This is a genomic window from Streptomyces sp. M41(2017), assembly GCF_002078175.1.
Classification (GTDB): domain Bacteria; phylum Actinomycetota; class Actinomycetes; order Streptomycetales; family Streptomycetaceae; genus Streptomyces.
This window is the reverse complement of sequence record NZ_MWFK01000001.1, coordinates 5,006,335-5,025,619: the sequence shown is the minus strand read 5'-3', so window position 1 is coordinate 5,025,619 and position 19,285 is coordinate 5,006,335. Positions and strand designations below refer to the sequence as shown.

21 protein-coding genes are annotated in these 19,285 nt (G+C 71.1%); 8 read left to right on the top strand and 13 right to left on the bottom strand.

The genetic code is table 11. From position 1 onward, the window contains the following. Positions 1-131: 131 nt before the first annotated feature. Entirely contained in the window at positions 132-725 is a 594-nt protein-coding gene (locus B0675_RS21940; protein WP_081220511.1) for a GDSL-type esterase/lipase family protein, read from the top strand. Between the two features lie 89 nt (positions 726-814). Here B0675_RS21940 and B0675_RS21935 read toward each other — a convergent pair whose 3' ends face one another. The 12 genes from B0675_RS21935 to B0675_RS21880 form a co-directional block, all read right to left on the bottom strand. After that, positions 815-1,297 carry an SRPBCC family protein gene (locus tag B0675_RS21935; protein ID WP_081220510.1) on the bottom strand — a complete coding sequence of 161 codons (483 nt, stop codon included), beginning with the start codon at positions 1,295-1,297 and terminating at the stop codon, positions 815-817. 22 nt (positions 1,298-1,319) lie between these two features. Beyond that, a complete protein-coding gene (locus B0675_RS21930; RefSeq protein WP_081220509.1) occupies positions 1,320-2,555 on the bottom strand; it encodes a beta-ketoacyl-[acyl-carrier-protein] synthase family protein in 1,236 nt (411 codons plus the stop codon). Further along, positions 2,555-2,794: a phosphopantetheine-binding protein gene (locus B0675_RS21925; RefSeq protein WP_081220508.1), complete on the bottom strand. Its 240-nt coding sequence runs from the start codon at positions 2,792-2,794 to the stop codon at positions 2,555-2,557. Before B0675_RS21925 ends, B0675_RS21930 begins: the two co-directional genes overlap by 1 nt. A gap of 62 nt (positions 2,795-2,856) precedes the next feature. Next, positions 2,857-3,882, bottom strand: a complete 1,026-nt coding sequence (locus B0675_RS21920; RefSeq protein ID WP_081220507.1) for a beta-ketoacyl-ACP synthase III — start codon at positions 3,880-3,882, stop codon at positions 2,857-2,859. Beyond that, positions 3,879-4,934 (bottom strand): acyl-CoA desaturase, encoded by a 1,056-nt coding sequence (locus B0675_RS21915; protein ID WP_081220506.1) that lies wholly within the window; start codon positions 4,932-4,934, stop codon positions 3,879-3,881. Before B0675_RS21915 ends, B0675_RS21920 begins: the two co-directional genes overlap by 4 nt. Beyond that, the gene (locus B0675_RS21910; RefSeq protein ID WP_081220505.1) at positions 4,931-5,914 is read right to left on the bottom strand and encodes a VlmB-like protein; all 984 of its coding nucleotides are present in this window, start codon (positions 5,912-5,914) and stop codon (positions 4,931-4,933) included. Before B0675_RS21910 ends, B0675_RS21915 begins: the two co-directional genes overlap by 4 nt. Positions 5,915-5,916: 2 nt before the next feature. Then, positions 5,917-6,540: a flavin reductase family protein gene (locus tag B0675_RS21905; RefSeq protein ID WP_081220504.1), complete on the bottom strand. Its 624-nt coding sequence runs from the start codon at positions 6,538-6,540 to the stop codon at positions 5,917-5,919. Beyond that, on the bottom strand, positions 6,537-7,031 hold the full coding sequence (locus B0675_RS21900) for a hypothetical protein (RefSeq protein ID WP_081220503.1): 495 nt from the start codon (positions 7,029-7,031) through the stop codon (positions 6,537-6,539). Before B0675_RS21900 ends, B0675_RS21905 begins: the two co-directional genes overlap by 4 nt. Continuing rightward, a complete protein-coding gene (locus B0675_RS21895) occupies positions 7,031-7,591 on the bottom strand; it encodes an SRPBCC family protein (RefSeq protein WP_081220502.1) in 561 nt (186 codons plus the stop codon). The genes B0675_RS21900 and B0675_RS21895 overlap by 1 nt, the downstream gene beginning before the upstream one ends. Positions 7,592-7,593: 2 nt before the next feature. Next, a complete protein-coding gene (locus B0675_RS21890; protein WP_241539835.1) occupies positions 7,594-8,880 on the bottom strand; it encodes an aminotransferase class III-fold pyridoxal phosphate-dependent enzyme in 1,287 nt (428 codons plus the stop codon). Positions 8,881-8,889: 9 nt separating this feature from the next. After that, positions 8,890-10,026 carry an acyl-CoA dehydrogenase family protein gene (locus B0675_RS21885; RefSeq protein ID WP_081220501.1) on the bottom strand — a complete coding sequence of 379 codons (1,137 nt, stop codon included), beginning with the start codon at positions 10,024-10,026 and terminating at the stop codon, positions 8,890-8,892. Positions 10,027-10,147: 121 nt separating this feature from the next. Continuing rightward, the gene (locus B0675_RS21880) at positions 10,148-11,851 is read right to left on the bottom strand and encodes an aldehyde dehydrogenase (RefSeq protein WP_081221936.1); all 1,704 of its coding nucleotides are present in this window, start codon (positions 11,849-11,851) and stop codon (positions 10,148-10,150) included. Positions 11,852-12,070: 219 nt separating this feature from the next. Between B0675_RS21880 and B0675_RS21875 the strand changes: the two genes are divergently transcribed. Beyond that, positions 12,071-13,069, top strand: coding sequence for a DUF2156 domain-containing protein (locus B0675_RS21875; RefSeq protein ID WP_081220500.1), 999 nt, complete (start codon positions 12,071-12,073; stop codon positions 13,067-13,069). A 104-nt stretch (positions 13,070-13,173) separates the two neighbouring features. On the opposite strand, the gene B0675_RS21870 is transcribed toward B0675_RS21875, so the two are convergent. Continuing rightward, on the bottom strand, positions 13,174-13,938 hold the full coding sequence (locus tag B0675_RS21870) for an AfsR/SARP family transcriptional regulator (protein WP_081220499.1): 765 nt from the start codon (positions 13,936-13,938) through the stop codon (positions 13,174-13,176). Between the two features lie 824 nt (positions 13,939-14,762). Here B0675_RS21870 and B0675_RS21865 point away from each other — a divergent pair. The 6 genes from B0675_RS21865 (at position 14,763) to B0675_RS21840 (ending at position 19,243) form a co-directional block, all read left to right on the top strand. Next, the gene (locus tag B0675_RS21865) at positions 14,763-15,179 is read left to right on the top strand and encodes a hypothetical protein (protein WP_081220498.1); all 417 of its coding nucleotides are present in this window, start codon (positions 14,763-14,765) and stop codon (positions 15,177-15,179) included. Positions 15,180-15,405: 226 nt separating this feature from the next. Continuing rightward, a complete protein-coding gene (locus tag B0675_RS21860) occupies positions 15,406-16,344 on the top strand; it encodes a pseudouridine-5'-phosphate glycosidase (RefSeq protein WP_081220497.1) in 939 nt (312 codons plus the stop codon). Beyond that, positions 16,341-17,057: an HAD family hydrolase gene (locus tag B0675_RS21855; protein WP_081220496.1), complete on the top strand. Its 717-nt coding sequence runs from the start codon at positions 16,341-16,343 to the stop codon at positions 17,055-17,057. Before B0675_RS21860 ends, B0675_RS21855 begins: the two co-directional genes overlap by 4 nt. Then, positions 17,054-18,508, top strand: coding sequence for an MFS transporter (locus tag B0675_RS21850; protein WP_107482700.1), 1,455 nt, complete (start codon positions 17,054-17,056; stop codon positions 18,506-18,508). Before B0675_RS21855 ends, B0675_RS21850 begins: the two co-directional genes overlap by 4 nt. An 11-nt stretch (positions 18,509-18,519) precedes the next feature. Beyond that, positions 18,520-18,981 carry a cupin domain-containing protein gene (locus B0675_RS21845; RefSeq protein WP_179165339.1) on the top strand — a complete coding sequence of 154 codons (462 nt, stop codon included), beginning with the start codon at positions 18,520-18,522 and terminating at the stop codon, positions 18,979-18,981. 10 nt (positions 18,982-18,991) lie between these two features. Further along, positions 18,992-19,243, top strand: a complete 252-nt coding sequence (locus B0675_RS21840) for a 4-oxalocrotonate tautomerase family protein (RefSeq protein ID WP_107482699.1) — start codon at positions 18,992-18,994, stop codon at positions 19,241-19,243. The last annotated feature ends 42 nt before the right edge of the window (positions 19,244-19,285 follow it).

Here is a 19,285-nt window from a genome sequence, read left to right as displayed (position 1 = left end):
CGCCGGGCGGCACACCGCGGAGGCCCGCGGGGGACGTCGCCGCGGCTCCCGCGGATGAGCACGCGGATCCGCGGTGCCTCGGGCCCGGCGAAGGCGCCGCACTCCTCGCCGACGCCAGGTGGCGGCGCGCCGTGGTGCTGGGCGACAGCAGCGTCGACTCCGCCGGGATGACCGTCGTACCGGGCTGGGCGCGCGCTCCGTGGACCGATAGCGTCATCGCCGCGCTGCGCGAGGCGCATCCGCGGTTCGCCTGTCTCCATCCCCGAGGCAGGCGGGAGCTTCCGCTCTCCCACGTACGGTCGACCCAGCTCGGGGACGCGCTGGACTTCAACGGTGACCTCGCGCTGCTGGCCTGCGGCGGGCCGGAGTTGAGGGCACGCTCCTTCGATCCGGACGCCATGGAGTTCGAGTTGAGCAGGATTCTGGCCGCGTTGCGCGGAGCGACCTGCCAAGTGGTGCTGGTGATCAGCCCGTTCGACCTGACGCAGGCAGGCGAGGTGTCCGCGGACCAGGTCGCCGGTCTCCGGGCCCGGCAGCGCCTGCTCTCCGAACGTATCGAGGCGGTGGTCCTGCGCCACGGCTGCGTCCATGTCGACCTCGCCGCGCACGCGGGTCCGCCCGCCGGGGATCTGTGGGGCGCGCGCCCGGGGCGGCTGAGCAGCCGGGGTCACGCGGTGGCGGCGGCCACTGTGGTCCGGACGCTGGGGCGTCTGCTCGCGACGTGAGGAAGGGCAGGGGCAAGGGGCACCGCGGTGCCCCGCCGGGGGTGACCGGCGGGGCACCGCGGTGCCCCTTCGATGTCGCGCTGCGCTCCCTACCGCTCCAGTGCCGCTTTCAGCCGCCCCAGGGTGGCCCGCATCCCCGCGGTGTTCGCCCGGTGCCGTACCGCCGGCTTGGTGCCCGTGAAGAATCCGAGCAGTTCGGCCGGCCGGCCGGTGCGTCCCGTGCGCAGGTCCTCCCAGTACTCGGTGACCCGGGTGCCGTCCTCCTCGGGCGCGAACCGGTAGCCCCAGAGGGCGACCGGCAGGCCGAAGCTGGTGACGCGGAAGGCGAAGTCGCGGCCCTCCTCGGCGCGGACGACACGGCAGTCGGTGAACCAGAGCCACGGGCCCTTGCGGTTGAAGCCGGTGAACCTGGTGCCCCGGGTGACCGGCCCACGGCCGTGCACCCAGACCCCGACGCACTCCGGGGAGAACGTGGCCATCGTCCGTACGTCGCTGATCGCGCGGTAGGCCCGCTCGGGGGTGGCGTGCACCAGCACGCTCTCCTCGACCTGCCATCTGCGTTCCTCGGACACGTCCCACGGCTCCCGTTCGCTGTCAGGCCCTGCTGAACACGAGTACGGCGTTCTGGCCGCCGAACCCGAAGGAGTTGCTCACCGCGACCTCGACCGGCAGCTCGCGGCCCGCCTTCGCCACCACGTCCAGGTCGACCTCCGGATCGAGGCTCTCCAGGTTCGCGGTGGGCGGGACGAAAGCGTTCTCGATCGTGAGCACCGTGGCCACGGCCTCGATCGCCCCCGCGGCGCCGAGTGCGTGACCGACCACCCCCTTGATGGAGGTTACCGCCGGGTGCTGTCCGACGACCCGGCGGATCATGCGTGCCTCGGACACGTCGTTGAGCGGTGTGGAGGTGCCGTGCGCGTTGACGTGCGTCACGTCCGCCCCGTCGACCCCCGCGTCCGACAGGGCGCTGCGGACGGCGAGTTCGGCACCGGCGCCCTGCGGGTCGGGTGCCGTGGCGTGGTGGGCGTCGGCCGAGGCTCCGTAGCCGCTGACCATGGCCCGTATCCGGGCGCCGCGGGCCTTCGCGTGCTCGGCGCGTTCGAGGACGAGGACGGCGGCGCCCTCGGCCGGTACGAAGCCGTCGCGGTCGGCGTCGAAGGGCCGGGAGGCGGTGGACTGTGCCGTGCGGCGCTTGGACAGGGCGCCCATCTGGCTGAAGCCGGAGACGATCGACGGGACGAGGGGAGCCTCGGTTCCGCCGGTCACCACGATGTCGCACAGCCCGCTGCGGAGCAGTTCGCGTGCCATGCCGATCGCGGTGGTCCCGGAGGCACAGGCGGTGGCGGTCACGAAGTTGGGGCCGCGTGCCCCGCACTCCATCGCCACGTAGCCGGCTGACATGTTGATGGACAGCATCGGGATGAGCAGCGGCGAGACCTTCTGGGGGCCCTCGTCGCGCAGGACGTTGTGCTGCTTCTCCCAGGCGGCGGCGCCGCCGATGCCGTTCCCGAGGACGACGCCGACGCGGGTGCCGTCCCAGGTGGACGGGTCGAGACCGGCGTCCGCGATGGCCTCCGCGGCGGCGGCGATGGCGAACTGGTTGCAGCGGTCGAGGCGCCAGGCCTTGCGCCTGCCGACCGCCGCGGCCGGGTCGAAGTCCGGTACGGCGCAGCCGAAGTCGGCGGGCGTTCCGTCGAGTGCGGGGACGGGGCCCGCGGCCGTGCCCTCTCCCTCGCGGATGCGCTTCCAGGACGCGGGGACTCCGATCCCGGCGCAGCTCACCATCCCGACCCCGGTGACGGCGGCGTCGAAGCGGGAGGTGCCCGCCATCAGACGGCCACGCCCTTCGCCTCTATGACCTCCGCGGCGCGGGAGATGGTGTCCCGCGAGCTGATGTCCTCGTCGTTCACGGGCACACCGAACTCCTCCTGCGCGGCCAGGGACAGTTCGACCATGGCCAGCGAGTCCAGCTCCAGGTCGTTGAAGGTCTGTTCGGGGCTGATCTCGTCGGCCTCCAGACCGAAGCCGGCCTGCAGCAGCTTGACCATGCGGTTGTAGACGTCGCTCATGACTGCGTCTCCTGTTGTTCGTGATGGGTGTGTGGTCCGTCGCCGGTAATTGGCGGCGACGTTCAGGCCGGTTGGATGTCCGGCCAGGTCAACGTGCAGGCGCCCCAGGTCAGTCCGCCGCCGAAGGCGGTCAGCAGGACGCGTCGGCCCGCGCTCAGGGCCCCGGAGCGGTCCGCGTCGCCGAGGGCGAGCGGGATGGACGCGGCGGCGGTGTTGCCGACGCGGTCGATGTTGACGAAGCAGTCCGCGCGGTCGACGCCGATCCGGTCGGCGACGGCGTGCAGGATCCGCAGGTTGGCCTGGTGTGCCACGACGAGGTCCGGCAGGCCCCCGGTCCAGTCCGTGCGGGCCGCCAGTACCCGGCGCGAGGACTCGGTCATCCGCTCGACGGCGTTGCGGAAGACCGCCTTGCCGTTCATCCGGAAGTACGGGTCCGCCGCGTCCCCTGCGGTGGGATACGGGTCCCGTGACCCCCCGGTGCGTACGGTGATCAGGTCGCTGCCCGTTCCGTCGCTCCCCAGGTCGAAGGGTCCGAGCGCACCCGGCTCGTCCGGTTCCCCGGCCCGCAGCACCACCGCTCCGGCACCGTCGCCGAAGATGGCGCGGCCGGAACGGTCCTCGGGGTCGAGGATGCGCGAGAAGGTCTCGGCGCCGATCACGAGGACACGTTCGGCGGTGCCGGCGGCGATGAGGCCGGCACCGGCGGCGAGTCCGTAGAGGAAGCCGGTGCACACCGCCGCCACGTCGAACGCCGGGACCGTGCCCAGTCCGAGTCGTGTGGCCACCAGAGGAGCGGTCGCGGGGCAGGGGTGGTCCGGGGTGGTCGTCGCCACGATGACCGCGTCGACCGCCGCATTCCCTTCCGCCGAGGCCGATTTCAGCGCCCGGCCGCCTGCCTCGATCGCGAGGTCGCTCGTGGCGGTGGAGGCGTCGGCGATGTGCCGCCGGCCGATGCCGGTGCGACTGCGGATCCACGCGTCGGAGGTGTCGATGAGCGTCGACAGTTCCTCGTTGGTCAGCGCGTACGGGGGGACACAGGTGCCGAGTCCGCACACGACCGCCGCCCGGCCGGCGCGCGGGGTGTTCATGAGACCCCGCTCTCCAGCCGCGCCACCTCGTCGCTGACCTCGTCGAGGTAGTCGGCCACCTCCGCGTAGGACTCGATGATCGACACCTCCACGTACGGCAGTCCGCTGCGCAGGCAGAACTCCTTGACGATGGGCTGGGCCTTGCGCAGGTTGGTGCGTGGCATCGACGGGAACAGGTGGTGCTCGATCTGGTAGTTGAGGCCGCCGTAGAAGAAGTCGCTGAACCGGCTGGGCTTGAGGTTGCGGGAGGTGACGACCTGGCGGGTGAGCCAGTCCAGGTCCTCCTTCTCCCCGTCGCGGACCGGCATGCCCTTGTGGTTCGGCGCGAACATCAGGCCCATGTAGAAGCCGAACACGGCTTGGTGGAGGGCGAGGAACGCGATCGCCTTGCCGGGCGGCAGGACGGAGAACAGCGCGGCGACGTAGAGCACCAGGTGCAGGGTGATGACGGTGAGTTCGGACTTCTTGTACTTGGTGAGCGCGCCCCTGCTCGCGGCCACGTAGCCCGACATGTGCAGGCGCAGGCCTTCCAGTGTGATCAGGACGAAGAACATCCAGGACTGGTGGCGGACCACGAACCGCTGGAACGGTGTGGTGCGTTTGACCCGGTCCCCGGCCTCGAAGATGACCTGCCGGCGCAGGATGTCGGGGTCCATCGAGAGGTGGTTGGGGAAGTTGTGGTGGGCCGTGTGGTGCTTGACCCACCAGCCGAAGCTGACGCCGGTGAGCAGGTTGCCGTGCACATAGCCGATGATGTTGCTGGCCTTGCGGGTCCGGACGATCTGCCGGTGGCCCGCGTCATGGCCGACCAGGTCGGTCTGGCCGAACATCAGGCCGAGGAAGACGGCCACGGCCAGCTGCCACCAGGAGTCGCCGAGCAGCGCGAACGCCGTCCAGCCGGCGGCGAGGAGAAGGAAGTTGAACGCGATCTTGTAGACGTACCAGCTGGGGCGGGTGTCCATCAGGCCGGCGTCCTTGACGAGCCGGGTGATCTCCTCCAGCGTGCCGGAGCCCTCGGCGTCCCGTAGTCCCCGCTCGTTGACGGTGGTCATATCGCTTCCTCCAGGCCCATGTAGAGGAGGCGCTTGCGCTGCATGGACTCGGACCACTCGTGAGCCGTCCCCACCCGTTCCTCGACGGTGGTGTCGACGAGACGGCGGCCCGGCCAGATCTCGTAGTCGCCGGCGAGGTCGCGGTGCGCGTCCAGGCCCTTCTGGAAGAGGGTCTCGCGGCGCAGCGTCATCTCCGTGGCGGGCAGGTTCCCCCACAACGCGCGTCCCCGGGTGATCAGTTCGAGGATGCGTTCCTTGTCCTCGGGGTGCTCGAGGAGGTGCTCGCGGGCGACCGAGCTGCCGACGGTGAGGTGGCGGATCTCGTCGATGCCCGCGCCGCGCTCGACGTCGGCGGCGGCCGGGTCGAAGACGCGCCACTTGAGCTCGGAGAGCTGTGCGGCGGGAGCGAGGACGCCCTCGACGAGGATCGTCAGGACGACCACTCCCCCGATGAAGTCCTCCTGGTCGCGCAGGACTTCGAGGCCGAGGTTCTCCAGCGGCACGAGCACGGCGTCGCGGTCGGCGGCGGCGAGCCTGTCGATGGTGGTGAACAGGTCCTGCCGGGCGACGCCGAGACTCAGCAGATGGTCGCGGAACACCATCGAGTGCCGGGCCTCGTCCATCAGCTGGGTGGTGTAGAACTCCATCGTCGCGGTGTCGGGCGCGAGGGCCACCATGTAGCCCAGCGCGCGCGTCGCCTTGTCCTCGGCGATGGAGCGGAACGCCAGTTCCTGGGTGAGCGCCTCGTTCAGCGGACCGGGACGCCGGGTCACCTCGTGCGGTCGTACGTTCTCGTCGTGGCCGAGGACCTTGCCACGCAGGGTGCCCTGCGGCACGGCGCGCAACCAGTACTTCAAGTCGCATTCGGCGGCGGTCAGTTCGAGGGAGTTGGCGCCGTCGACCAGTGTCGGTGCGTGGTCCCAGTCGGCTTCCGAGGGGATCGCGGAATCGGGGGCCGTCCCCGTGGTGGTGTCGGTCATGGTCAGCTCCGGGTCGTGTCGTCGGGCGGGGCGGCGGCCAGGGCGGTGGAGGCCGGGGCGGCGGGGGCCGGGAGCCGGTGCAGGGCTCCGGCGAAATTGACCAGCGGGACCTCCGCGGAACCGAGCCGGGCGTCGGTCACCAGGCCGAGGACCAGCTCGTGGTCACCGGTCGGCACGGTGCGTGTCACCCGGCACTGCAGCCAGCCGACGGCGCCACCGAGCAGCGGCACCCCGTCCGCGGTGTGCCCGGCCCAGACGCCGCGGCCGGGGCGGGTGAGCCCCTCGCCCCGGTCGGAGCGGGCGAAGTGCCGCGCGAGGGGGTCCTGTTGGCTGCCCAGGACGTTGACGGCGAAGGTGCCGGCCGCCAGCAGGGCGGCGAGGCCCTGGCTGTCCCGGCGCAGGGCGACCGAGACCATGGGCGGCTTCATCGAGGCGAGCGTCAGGGTGCTGACGGTGACCCCGTGGGTGCCCTCGTCGCGGCTGCACGTCAGGACGGTCACCCCGGTGGCGAACTTCCGGGTGGTGGAGCGGACGGAGGCGGTGCGGCTCCCGGCCGGCCAGTGGGCGGCCGCCGTGTGCGTACGCGCGGAGGCCGCGCTCTGCGAGGTCGTGCTCGGGGACGTCATGGCGTCGGCTTCGCGTCGAGCTGCTCGATGAGGCGGGTGCCGTCGGCGGCGGAGGCGGCGAACTCGGACCGGAAGCGCTGGAACGCCGGGTCGGCCACCGGCTCGAAGTCCACGCCGAAGGGCTTGAGGAAGTTGCCGAACAGGGCGCGGTCACCGAAGAGATGGATGGGCAGGACGAGCAGCGCCCACTCGGGACCGGCCAGCCAGATCCAGGCGAGCGCGACGATCGTCTGCGTGGCCAGGCTGTGCATCGTGTTGTAGAGGACGTAGTAGACCTTGGAGATCGCCTTGTCCTCGCTGCGGTGGTAGGCGATCGCGCCGGGGATGTACCCGATGAGGTCGATGTAGAGGAAGAGGGCCACGGCCGGCAGCCAGCGCACCTCGGTGATGTGCGCGAAGAAGAAGCCGACCGCGACGGCGAGGCCCACCGCGTACTCGACGCGGATCAGCCGGTAGGTGACGGGGGTGTCGAAAGCGTTCTTGGCATCCATCACACGGCTCCCGCGGGGATCGCGGTGGGTGCGGCGTCGCCGGTCCGCAGCTCCGCGGCGCGCTCGCGGGCCAGTTCGACGGCCCGCACGAGTGCCTCGTCGCCGACGACCTCGGCCTTCGCGAACAGGCTGGTGACGACCACGCCGATCGTCTCGCGGAACACCCGTTCCGCCACCGGGTCGAGAATGCCCGCGAGGCTCGGGATGCCGAAGTCGAACTCGGTGAAGAAGTCGATCAGGCTGTCCTCACCGTCGGCGCGCACCCGCCAGGTGCCGGTGAACTCGGCGAAGTCCCCGTCGGTCTGGGTGAAGGCGATGGTCAGGCCGGCGCGGTCGAAGGTGTCGGTCTCGCTCCAGCGCAGGATGCCGTTGCGGAAGTACACCTCCCAGTCGCTGTGTTCCTCGGCCGCGCCGCCCGGCGTCCCGGAGGCTGCCCGGTCGACCGTCACCGACCGTACGACCGGGGAGAGTTCGGGATAGCCGGCGAAGTCCTTCACGCGGTCGAACGCATCGGCGGGTGCGACGGCGACCGCGCGGATCGTGACCTGTGCGCTGCGCATGGTCAGGCACCTCCTGAGGTCGGTGTGTAGCGGGCGGCCTGGGTCCGGCAGGCGCGGTCCAACGCCTCGTAGAGGAACTCCAGGTCCGTGCTGTCGAGCACGGCGGGCGGGGTGAGGCGCAGGACCAGATGGGAGTTGAGCGAGTGGTTGGCGATGACTCCGTGCTGGATCAGCTCGATGAGCAGGTCTCCGGCCGGGCCGGGCTCGGCGAACTCGATGCCGAGCATCAGCCCGCGTCCGCGCACCTCGCGGACCACCTCGCCGAAGTGGCCGGTGACGATGGAGCGCAGCCGGGTGAGGATCTCCTCGCCGAGCGTCCGGGAGCGGGTGACGAGGTCGTTGTCCTTGATCGCCTCGATGGCCCCGCGGGCGGCGGCCATGGCGAGCGGCGCCCCGGAGAAGGTGGAGGTGTGCAGGTACGGGTCCTGGTCGAAGGCCTTGAACACCGCCGGGGTGGCCACGACCGCCGACACGGGGACGACGCCGCCGCTGAGCCCCTTGCCGACGAGCAGGATGTCCGGCACCACTCCCTCGGCGTCCGCGCCCCACCAGGTGCCGAGCCGTCCGAGGCCCGTCTGGATCTCGTCCAGCACCAGCAGGGCGTCGAACTCCTCGCAGAGCGCGGCGACCTGGGTCAGGTATCCGGCCGGCGGTATGACCACTCCGGCCTCGCCCTGCACCGGTTCCACGAAGACGCAGCCCTCGCCCGGGATGCGGGCGAGCACGGCGCGCAGGGCTTCCGCGTCCCCGTACGGCACGTGGGTCGTGTCGGGCAGCAGGGGGCGGAACGGGTCTTGGAAGAGGCTCTTCCCGGTGAGTGACAGCGCGCCCATCGTCTTGCCGTGGTATCCGCCGTGGGTGGCGACGAGCCGCGTCCGGCCGCGGGTGCGGGCCAGTTTGATCGCCGTCTCCACCGCCTCGGCGCCGGAGCCGGCGAAGTGGACGCGGCTCAGGCCCTCCGGTACGACGGACACCAGGGCGTCGGCGGCCAGCGCGGCCTGCGGCTCCAGGAAGATGCGGGTGGCGACGGGGTGGGTGTGCAGTTGCTCGGCGACCCGGCGGATGACGGCGGGATGCCGCGCCCCGGTCAGGAAGACCCCGTAGCCGCCGCAGTTGAGAAAGCGGCGTTCGTCACTGGTGGTGACCCAAGCTCCTTCGGAGGCGACCTCGACGTGGCCGCCGAACATCTCGCCGAGGGTGGCGCGGCCCTTGCTGAGCCGGCTGCGGTAGAGCCGCCCGAGTTCGTGGCGGTCCGGCAGAACGTCCGGCGCGAGTGAGGTGATCGTCACGGTGCCTCCTCAGGCCAGCCGAAGCGGCTTGCCCGCCACGTGTTCGAGGAACGGGCCCTGGAAGCTCGTGCGGGACGGCGGGTGGAAGGTCAGCCCGTGCGAGACGGCGGCGAGGTAGGCGACGTCGGAGGAGGTGATGAAGGCCATGCCGCCCAGCAGTTCCACGGCGCGGTTCACCGTCTCGCCGAGCGCGTCCTGGACCGCGTAGCGCGCCACCAGGGTCTTCGCGAGGGCCTCGTTGCCCCGCTCGCCGTCCATCACCATCCGGGCGACGCCTTCGAGGAGCAGGTTCGCGGTCTCCAGCTTGGCGATCAGGCTCGCCCGGTCGGACTCGCCGCCGCGGCCCGACCCGTACAGGCGCTCCACCAGCGCGGAGACCATCCCCACGTACGCGGCGGAGATGAGCAGTTCGAACCAGATGAATCCGACGGTCTGCAGTTCGTCGAGCTCGCCGGCCTCGCCGAGTTCGGTCCGCATGATCAGCTGTTCGTCGACGAACACGTCCGTCAGGCGTACCTCGTTGCTCTCGGCGCCCGCCAGCGCCCAGCTCTGCCAGAAGGGATGGCTGGTGATGCCGTCGGTCTGGCGCGGCACGAGCAGTACCGCCATCTCGGAACCCCCGTCGGGCGTCGGCAGCGCCACGCTCGCCGTCAGGAGGTCCATCGACCGCGATAAACTGCACGGCTTCTTCGAGCCGTTGATGACGAACCCGCCCTCCGCCCGCTCCGCCCGCATGGTCGGCGTGAGGATGCCCTGGGAGGGTTTCCCCTCGGCGAACCCGGAGGCGACCAGGAGGTTCTGCTCGGCGATGCCTTCGAGCAGCGCCCACTCCATGCCGCTGCTCTTGATGGAGTCGGCCAGGGTGAAGAGGGTGGCCACGGAGAAGTGGTGCATCGTGGTGGCGACGGCCAGCGAGGGCGAGACGGCGCCGATGGCCCGTACGACGGCGAGCGCCTGCAGCGGGTCCGCGCCGGCACCCTGGTACTCCTTGGGGATCACCAGCCCCGGGCCCTTGGCGGTGCGGAAGTGGGTGAGGCCGGGGCTGTCCGGCTTCTCCAGATCGGCGAGCGGAATGTCATCGAGGTTCTTGAGCAGGCCGGGCAGATAGCTCTCGCAGATCTCCCGAGCCGCGTCCAGGGAACGCATGGCTTCCTCAGGGTCGGTGGATGTTCGGAACGCGGGGGATGCAGGAATACGGGGATGCAGGGGTACGCGACGCGGACGGGGCCGGGTCTCCGGATCTCCGGGGATACGGCGATACGGGGAGTCAGCCGCGGTGGTCCGCCGGGGCCGGTGCTGCCGGGGCCGGCCGGCCACCGCCGAACACCGCCTCGCGGGGGCGCAGACCCTGCACGCTGACGCTGACTCCCTGTACGTGGGAGGTGCGCAGGATCGGGTAGTTGGCCTCGCCGAACACGCCGCCGGTCAGGCCCGTGCCGCCGTGGGTGGGCAGGTAGGGCAGGAAGCCGATGTGTGAGTCGTTGACCTTCAGCAGCCCGCCCTTGGTGACCCGTGCGGTGAACCGGTCGATCACCGAACGGTCGTCGGCCCAGAGGGAGTTGCGCAGCCCGTACTCGTTGCTGTTGACCCAGTCGATGAACTTCTCCAGCAGTTCCTCGTCGTCGCCGTCGGCACGCGACGCGACGACCACGGGGAGCAGCGGGAAGAAGGTCTCGTGCGCCACCGCCCGTACGCCGCGTGCCCCGTCGAGGCCGCGGACCAGGACGACGGTGGGTTCGAGGAAGATGCCGGAGGAATCGCGGGCGCCGTCGAGCTGCATGGCGTGGCCGCCGCAGACCAGTTCGGCGCCCGAGTCGAGGGCGTCCTGGAGGCAGGAGAAGAACTTCTCGTTCCGCAGCACCGGAGTGAGCAGGACGTCCTCGTCACCGGCGTGCCCCGGCTTCACCAGGGCGCTCTGGCGGGCGAGTTCGGCGGTGAGCGACTCGGCGATGTCGGGGTGGGCGAGCACCTGGTTGGGGATCATGCACAGTTGTCCGGAGCCGTAGAAGCTCTCGGTGAGGGCCTCCGCGGCCAGCCGGACGTCGGCGTCCTTCCAGACCACCACCACGTCGTTGCCGGCGAGTTCGAGGATCGGCTTCTTGCCCGCGGCGACACAGCGCTCCTGGAACCGGATGCCGTTCTCGCTGCTGCCGAAGTACATGATGTCGTCGACGTGCGGGCTCTGCAGCCAGGCGTTCAGCATCGGCGCCGGGTCGCCGCACACCACGCCGAGGGTGCCGGGCGGGGCTCCGACCTCCTCCAGCGCGGGGACCACCACCTCGTGCAGGACGTACATCACGCCGAGCGGTGCGCTGCGCGGGGCCCGGACGACCAGGGCGTTGCCCGCGAAGAGCGAGGTCACGCCGAGGAGCGCGCTCGAAAGCGGCGCGTTCTGCGGCGGGTTGAGACAGACGACCCCGTCGGGCTGCCGGCGTACGGAGATCTCGCGGGCCCCGTGCCGGAACTCCTGGAGCATCTGGGTGCGGTAGAACCCGAGCGACTCGGGTCCGAAGCACTCCAGCATGCCGGAGACCTGCCAGCGGGCGAGCGCCAGCGGATGGCCCTCCTTGACCAGGATGTCGATGATCTCGCCGGCCCGGTCGGCGAGCCGGTCGTGGAGGAGGGTGCCGAGCTGTTCGAGGCGCACGTCCAGGGGGGCCGCGGACCATTCGCGGGCGGCCCGGGCAGCGGCCCCGAGGGCCTGCTCGACCGTCTCGCGGTCCGCCTTCGCGACCCGGCCGACGATGGTGGGCGGCAGTTCACCTCCCGCCGGACCGCCGTGCCACTGACCGCGCTCCAGCTTCCGCTTCAGGGTCAGATTGGTGAAGGCGTCGTCGAGCAGTGCCGCCGCGTCCAGGACGTAGACCCATTCCGTACTCGGAATGTTCTTTCCGTCGACATAGGAGAGATACGTCGAGGCCCCAGGAGCGAGGACGACATCCTCCTGGGTGAGCGGCGCTCCCCCCGCCATGTGCGTGCCGTTCACGCGGTCCCCGCTTTCTTCATCCGCTTCGAACAGTCGGATCATTCCTCTTCCGGCTGCGTTCAGTAATCTCGCAGCGGGGGCTGAGAAGGCTCTGAGACGGAGCTGAGACGACCGTTTCAGGAGCATCGAAGGCGGCGGTCCGAGTATCTGCGGGCAAGGAATGTGAAGGTGAGTCGGCGTACGGCCGGGCGACAGGGGAACGAGATGTCAACGACTGAGGAATCGGTAGCCTTCGACTCCGTCGCGCAACCGCTGCGGAAGTACGCCGAGAACCCGAGCGCTTTCCTGGCGCTCAACAGCGGGACCGAGTATTTCCTCGCCCCCGGCACGGAGGGCTTCGTCGCCTACCGCACGGCGGGCGGCTATCTGGTCCAGTTCGGCGGGGTGTTCGGTCCCGAAGGCGAACAGGAGAAGCTCCTGAAGGCCTTCCTGGAATTTGCGCGTGCCAAGCGCCGCAAAGTCTGTGCGATCCAGCTCCAGCGCTCGGACGCCGATCTCTACGCCCGCTGCGGATTCACCGTGAACCAGGTGGGTTCCTCATTCTCTTTGCACCTGCCCGCGTTCACGCTCAAGGGTTCCAGGTTCATGAAGTTGCGCAACAAGATCTCCCGCGCGAAGCGCAGCGGTCTGCGGATCGACGAGGTCGCGTACGACGAGGTGGCCGGTGAGATCGACGCTCTCGACCAGCGGTGGCTGCGCGGCAAGGGCAGGCACGTCAAGGAGATCGAGTTCCTCGTGGGCCAGTGCGGCGGGCCCGCGCAGCGCGAGCGCCGTCTGTTCGTCGGCCGCGTCGAGGGTGCCGTCGTCGCGTACATCTCCTACTCCCCCGCGTACGGCTCCCGGGCCGGCTGGCTGCACGACCTCAGCCGCCGCGACAACGACGTGTCCCCGGGAGTGATGGAGGCGGTGAACGCCCACGCCATCGACACCTTCCGCACCGAGGGCGCCGAGTGGCTGCACTTCGGCTTCACTCCGTTCACCCGCCTCGACCCGGGTGTCGAGGTGTCCGCCGCCAGCCCGGTGACGGGGAAGTTCATGCGGTTCCTCGCCGACCACGGCGAGAAGGTCTACCCGTCGGCCAGCCAGCTCGCGTACAAGGAGAAGTGGGCACCGCAGCTGGTGCTTCCCGAGTACCTGGCCTTCCACGGGCGGGCGCGGTTCGGGGCGATCTGGCAGATCCTGCGGGTGACCAAGTCGATCTGAGCCCGCCCGTCGGGCCGGGGGTCCAGGAGAACCGACGCCCACGGCCCGACGCCGGGCCATGGGCACGTCTCCTGCGTCGCGGGCGGCGGCCGCCCCGCCGAGGCCTACCGGGTCCTGAGGGGTTCCTGACGGAGGATCTCCTGGAACCTGGCACGCAGGGCGTGCCCCGGTTCCAGGCCGAGCCCCTGGGACAGCCGCTGACGGGTCCGGTGGTAGGCGTCGAGCGCCTCGGCCTGCCGGCCCGTGCTGTACAGGGCGGTGATCAGCTGTTCGCAGAAGCGCTCGCGCAGCGGGTACTGGGCGTGCAGCTGCTCCAGCTCGGTGACCACGTCGCGGTGCATGCCCAGCGTGAACTGGGCTTCGAAGAGCTGCTCGTAGGCCGTCAGCCGGGTCTCGGTGAAGCGGGTGGAGGCCATCCGGCACAGCATGCCGTGGCCGGCGTCGAGCAGGGCGGGGCCGCGCCACAGTGCGAGCCCCTCGGTGAGCAGTCGGACCGCGCCCCCGGGGTCGGAGTCCTGCAGCAGCGCCGCCCGGCGGACCAGGTCGCAGAAATGCAGGGCGTCGACCCGGCGGTCGGGTATCGAGAGGACATAGCCGAAGTTCGAGGTTCCGATCAGATCCCGCTGACTGCCCATCCCGGTTCGCGCCGCGATAATGCGCCGTAATCGCGCCATGTGGCCGTGCAGTGAATTGTCGGCGTCACGCGGCGGGTTCTCTCCCCACAGTTCGTCGATGAGGTCGTTGCGTGAGACGGGACGGTTCGGCGTCAGGGCGAGGGTCGCGACAATGGCGCGCAGTTTTTCCCCCGGAATCTTGACCGATATATGCTCGTCGGCCATCTCCAACGAGCCCAGCAGATGGATCTCCATTTTCGCTCCCACGTCTGACCACTCAGGGCGGACACACCACAGCGACGGGACAGCGCGGTCCCGTCACACCAAGGAATGCAGGGGAAAATCGGCGCCGCACCGGCGGCATCGACGTATCGACCGAACTGCCGCACCGGCCCCGGGATCTTCAGTCGGAGATCAGGTGCGGGGCATTCGATGCGAAGAAGAGAAAGGAACGGCGTCCGTCACAGCGGACAGCCTCGACGGGCATCCGGATCAATGACTCTCGCCTTGCCCCGTGAGGCACATTCGACAACACCGTGAGTGGTAGCGACTTCCCCCGTGGCAACCATGGCCTGAACAGTAATTCTCGCGCCCGGGAGGGGTCAACACGTTCGGGACGCGTCGGCGAGTCGGCCAAACCGCCGCGTCCACGGATTTCCCGATTCCACAACAGGTCAATGAGTGGTAAAGACCGCTGGCGGGCATCGACTCGACCCATTCGAACGGGATGTCGAGAACAGCACACCCGTCCCAGGGCGCGTGACGCGCGTCACGCGGAGTGGAGGGGAGCGAGGACGGGCGCGGCCCGGCCGGGATGAACTCCGCCTTCGTGTGCGGAGCGTAGCGAAGCCGTCGGGCAGGCTGCCGCGTCACCCTCGGGCTCCCGCCGACCGTTCCTGCCGTCCCAAACCTCCTTCACCCGTTCGAGCTGCAGGTTTCCATGCTGCTGGAAAGGATGGTCCTGGCCGGGGCCGGCGATCCACGATGGGGGTCGACGAGCCGTCAGGCACCCGGAGTGACGGGTGACGGCGGCGCCGTCGGACTCGCTTCACTCCTTCGTTCGGAAGAGGACAGCCAATATGCAGACGAAGAAGCGCATCGCCGGTGCCGTGTCCGCGGTGGCCCTGATCTCGGGGCTCTTCACGGCGGCCGGTGCCACCACCGCCGGTGCCGCGGACGGGTGCACCAACAACAACGGGCTGACGCAGTACACGGCGTTCGGCACACAGGGCCAGGGCTTCGAGCTGCGTCGCAACGGGTCCGGCAACAACACCTGTGTGTGGGGCCGGATCGTGGGCGGCAGCCCCGGTATGCACATCTGGGTGGACCGCAGCAACGACGGCGGCCGGACCTGGCAGGGCCACCTCGGCGAGGCCACCATCACGAGCGGCGGCAGCGTGTGGACGGAGGCCTTCGCCGACCGCAACGGCCAGGTGGCCCGCGCGTGCGGCGACTCGGGCTACAACACGCCCATCCGCTGCACCGGTTGGTACTAGCCGGGAGCGCCGAGCGGGCCACCCGCAGCGGATCGTGAGGGGCGGTTGTGGCGGCGGGCTCGACACCCCGGCGCCGCGACCGCCCCGGGTGCGTGGCGGCGCGGGGTGCCGGTCCCCCGCCGGGAACGGAACGGGAACGGGGTTCGGGACAGTCCGGGTGACTTGGATGTCCGCGCCTGGCGCGCTCCTTCCCTCCGTCCCCAGCGACCGTTCAGGAGACACGCTCATGCACCCACTGCTGCGCATCAGTGAGGAAGTCGGTGACGCGCTGGCCGAGAACCGGCCCGTCGTCGCCCTGGAATCAACGGTGATCGCGCACGGTCTGCCCTACCCGGGCAACGTGGAGACCGCGCTCGCCATCGAGAAGGCCGTACGGGAGTCGGGTGCCGTACCGGCGACCGTCGGGCTGGACGGCGGCCGGTTCACGGTAGGCATGTCCCCCGACGACATGGAGCGCTTCGCGGTCGGCACCGGGGTGCCCAAGGTGTCCAGCAGGGACGTCGGTGTCGTCCTGGCCGGCGGCGGCATGGGAGCCACCACGGTGGCGTCCTCCCTCGTGGCCGCCGACCTCGCCGGAATCCCCTTCTTCTCCACCGCGGGCATCGGAGGCGTCCACCGGGGGGCCGGTGAGAGCTTCGACATCTCCGCGGACCTCGTGCAGTTCACCCGCAGCAAGGTGGCCGTCGTCTGCGCCGGCGCCAAGAGCATCCTCGACCTCGCTCTGACGCTGGAGTACCTGGAGACCCTCGGCGTGCCGGTCATCGGCTACCGCTTCGACGACTTCCCCGCCTTCTACTGCCGCTCCAGCGGACTGCGCGTCCCGAAGCGGATCGACGACCCGGGCGACGTGGCGCGCGCGGTGCGGATGCACTGGGCGGCCGGCCTGCCGGGCGGCCCCCTCGTCACGGCGCCCATCGACGAGGAACACGCCCTGGACAGCGCCCTCATGGAGGGGGTGATCCAGGAGGCGCTGCGTGCCGCCGAGGAGGACGGGGTCAGTGGTCCGGGCGCCACCCCGTACCTGATGAAGGCCGTCTCGCGGGCCACCGAGGGCCGTTCCGCCGCCGCCAACCGCGAGGTACTCATCAGCACCGCCCGGCTCGCCGGACACCTCGCCGTCGCCTACGCCGCCACCGCCGAACCGCACGGGGAGGCAGCGGCATGACCTCCGCGACGGTCTTCGACATCGACGGCACCCTCGCCGACACCCCCTCCGCGATAGCCGAGTTGATCGGGGACGTGGTGCGCGGCCTCGGCGCGTCCCCCAGCCGCGCCCAGGTGCTGGCGACGGTCGGAAAGCCTCTGGAGGCCTCCCTCGCCGGGCTGTTGGGCGTGTCCGTCGACGACGGGGCGACCGCCGAGGCCGCCGCCCGTTACCGCGGCCGCTTCGCGACGGACGTCCTGAGCCAGGGCCCGGCGCTCCTGCTGCCGGGCGTTACCGAGGGCCTGGACCGGCTGCGGTCGGCGGGCCACCTGCTCGGGATCGCCACCTCCAAGATCTCCTCCAGCGCGATCGCGCTGCTGGAGGCGACCGGCATCATCGACCGGTTCGACACCGTCGTCTGCCACGACATGGTCGAACGCGGCAAGCCCCACCCCGACATGGCGCTGCGGGCCCTCGCCGACCTCGGCGCGACGGCTCCGCGGTCCTGGTACGTCGGCGACACCGTCACCGACATGACGATGGCCCGGGCCGCCGCCCTGCGCACCGTGGGCGTCTCCTACGGAGTCGACTCCGCCGCGGCCCTCACCGCCGCGGGGGCCGACCACGTCGTCGACGACTTCCCCTCCGTGATCCGCGTGCTGCTGCACGGGACCGCCGATACCCCCCACGACCTCCCCGGGACACGCCCGGAACCGACCGGAGCCCTGACATGACCGTCCAGACCTCCCCCGCCTCCGCCGCCACCTCGCCCACCTCGGCCCCCGAGGCCGGCGGGTTCAGCGGGCGGATGAAGGCCGCGCTGCTCGCCCTCTCCATCGCCCAGTTCCTGGTGGCGCTCGACTACTCGATCATCTACGTGGCCCTGCCGAGCATCGGCTCGGGACTCGGTCTGCCGCCCGAACGGCTCCAGTGGGTGGTCTCCGCCTACGCCGTCTTCTTCGCCAGCTTCCTCGTCGTCGGCGGCCGGGCGGCGGACCTGACCGGCCCGCGCCGGCTCTTCCTCGGCGCGCTCGGCCTGTTCGGCGCGGGCTCGCTGGCGGCCGGGCTGGCCGGGGACCAGTGGCTGCTGGTCGCCTCCCGCGCCGCCCAGGGCATCGGTGCCGCCGCCCTGACCCCGGCCATGCTGGCCCTCATCGGGGCCGCGTTCCCGGCCGGTCCCGTCCGTTCCCGGGCGCTCGCGATCTGGGGCGCGATCGGTGCGGTGGGACTCGCGGCCGGGGTGCTGATCGGCGGTGTCCTGACCGCGGCGCTCTCCTGGCGGTGGGTGTTCTTCGTGAACGTGCCGCTCATCCTGGTCACCGTCGCCCTCGCCCTGCGGGTGCTGCCGGCCGGTGAGCGCACGCACGCGTCGGTACGGCGGCTCAACATCCCCGGAGCGGCCCTGTTCACCGGCGCCGTTCTGTTCCTGGTGGCGGCGCTCACGCAGGCCGCGGTCGACGGCTGGACCTCCGCCTCCTGCCTCGGCTGCCTCGCCGCCGCCGTCGCGCTGGGCACGGCCTGGACGGCGTACGACCGGCGCCCCGCCGCCACTGCGCTCATCCCGCCGGCGCTGCTGCGGATCCGCTCGCTGGCGGGCGCGAGCACGATGTCGGCGCTCTACATGGCGAGCGTCGGCGCGGAGTTCTTCCTGATCACGCTGTTCCTCCAGAACGTGTGGGGCTACGGGCCGCTCGGCGCCGGCATCGCCTTCCTGCCGCTGGCGCTCAGCGTGGTGGCGGGCAACCTCGTCACCGGCCGGCTCGCCGGGTCCTGGGGAATCCGTCCCACGCTCGCCACCGGGTTCGCGGTCGGCGCGGCGGGGCTGGCCCTGCTCGGCCTCGGCACGAGCGGCTCGGACTACTGGACGGCCGTCCTGCCGGGTCTCCTGGTCAGCGGGCTGGGACAGGGCATGGCCTTCGCGGGCATGTACATCGCGGGGACCAAGGATGTGCCGGACAGCGACCAGGGAACCGCCTCGGCGGTGCTGACGACGACGCAGTACACGGGCGGCGCCATGGGGCTGGCCGTGCTGGTCCTGGTGCTCGGCGACGCGCCCGGGAGCGGGGCGTTCGGCCGGGCCTACGCGCTGACCGCCGTACTCGCCCTGGTCGCCGCGGCGGTGGCCCTGCGGGCGCTCACACCGCGTGCGGCGTCCACCGGGGCGGATGCCGGGGGTGAGCGGTGACGCTGCCCCGCGTGATCGATCCGGGTGCGGGCCCCACCACGGTCGTCGGCGGCACCCCGGTCTCCTTCCTCGTGACCGGGGACGACACGGCCGGCCGGTTCGGCCTCACCGAGCACCGGCTGCCGCCCCGCGCCCCGGGAGCGCCGCTCCACTTCCACAACGAGCTGACGGAGATGTTCTACGTGGCGAGCGGCGACGTGCTGCTCACGCTGGGCGGGGAGCGGCGCGTGGCGGGGCCGGGCACGTTCATGATGGTGCCGCCCGGGACCACCCACGCGTTCGGCAACCCCGGCGCCGACCCCGCCACCCTGCTGGTGATGTTCACCCCGGACGGCGGCCGGGAGAAGTACTTCCGCGAACTGGGCGAGCTGTTGGACTCCTCGCCCGAACCGACCCCCGAGATGTTGGAGGAACTGGCGCGCAGATTCGACCAGTTCCCCGCGACCGAGGGCCTCGTGGCCCCCGAGAAGTGAGGAGAGAACCGTGCCTGTGGTGACCGTGGACTGGTGGAAGGGCAACGACCGACAGAAACGAGCCGATCTCGTGGACGAACTGACCACGACGCTGGCCCGGGTCGCCGGATGCCCGAGAGAGGCCGTGACCGTGCTCGTGCGGGACGTCGAGCAGGATCACTGGGGCCGCGGAGGCGTCCTTGCGGACGCGCCCGCCGAGGAGCAGGCGGACCTGCCGCCGGTGCCGGACGGCGCCGAACCCGTTCCGGCGAGGCGCCGTTGACGGGTTCGCGTGGACACGGTGGGTGGCCGGCAGCGGGACGCT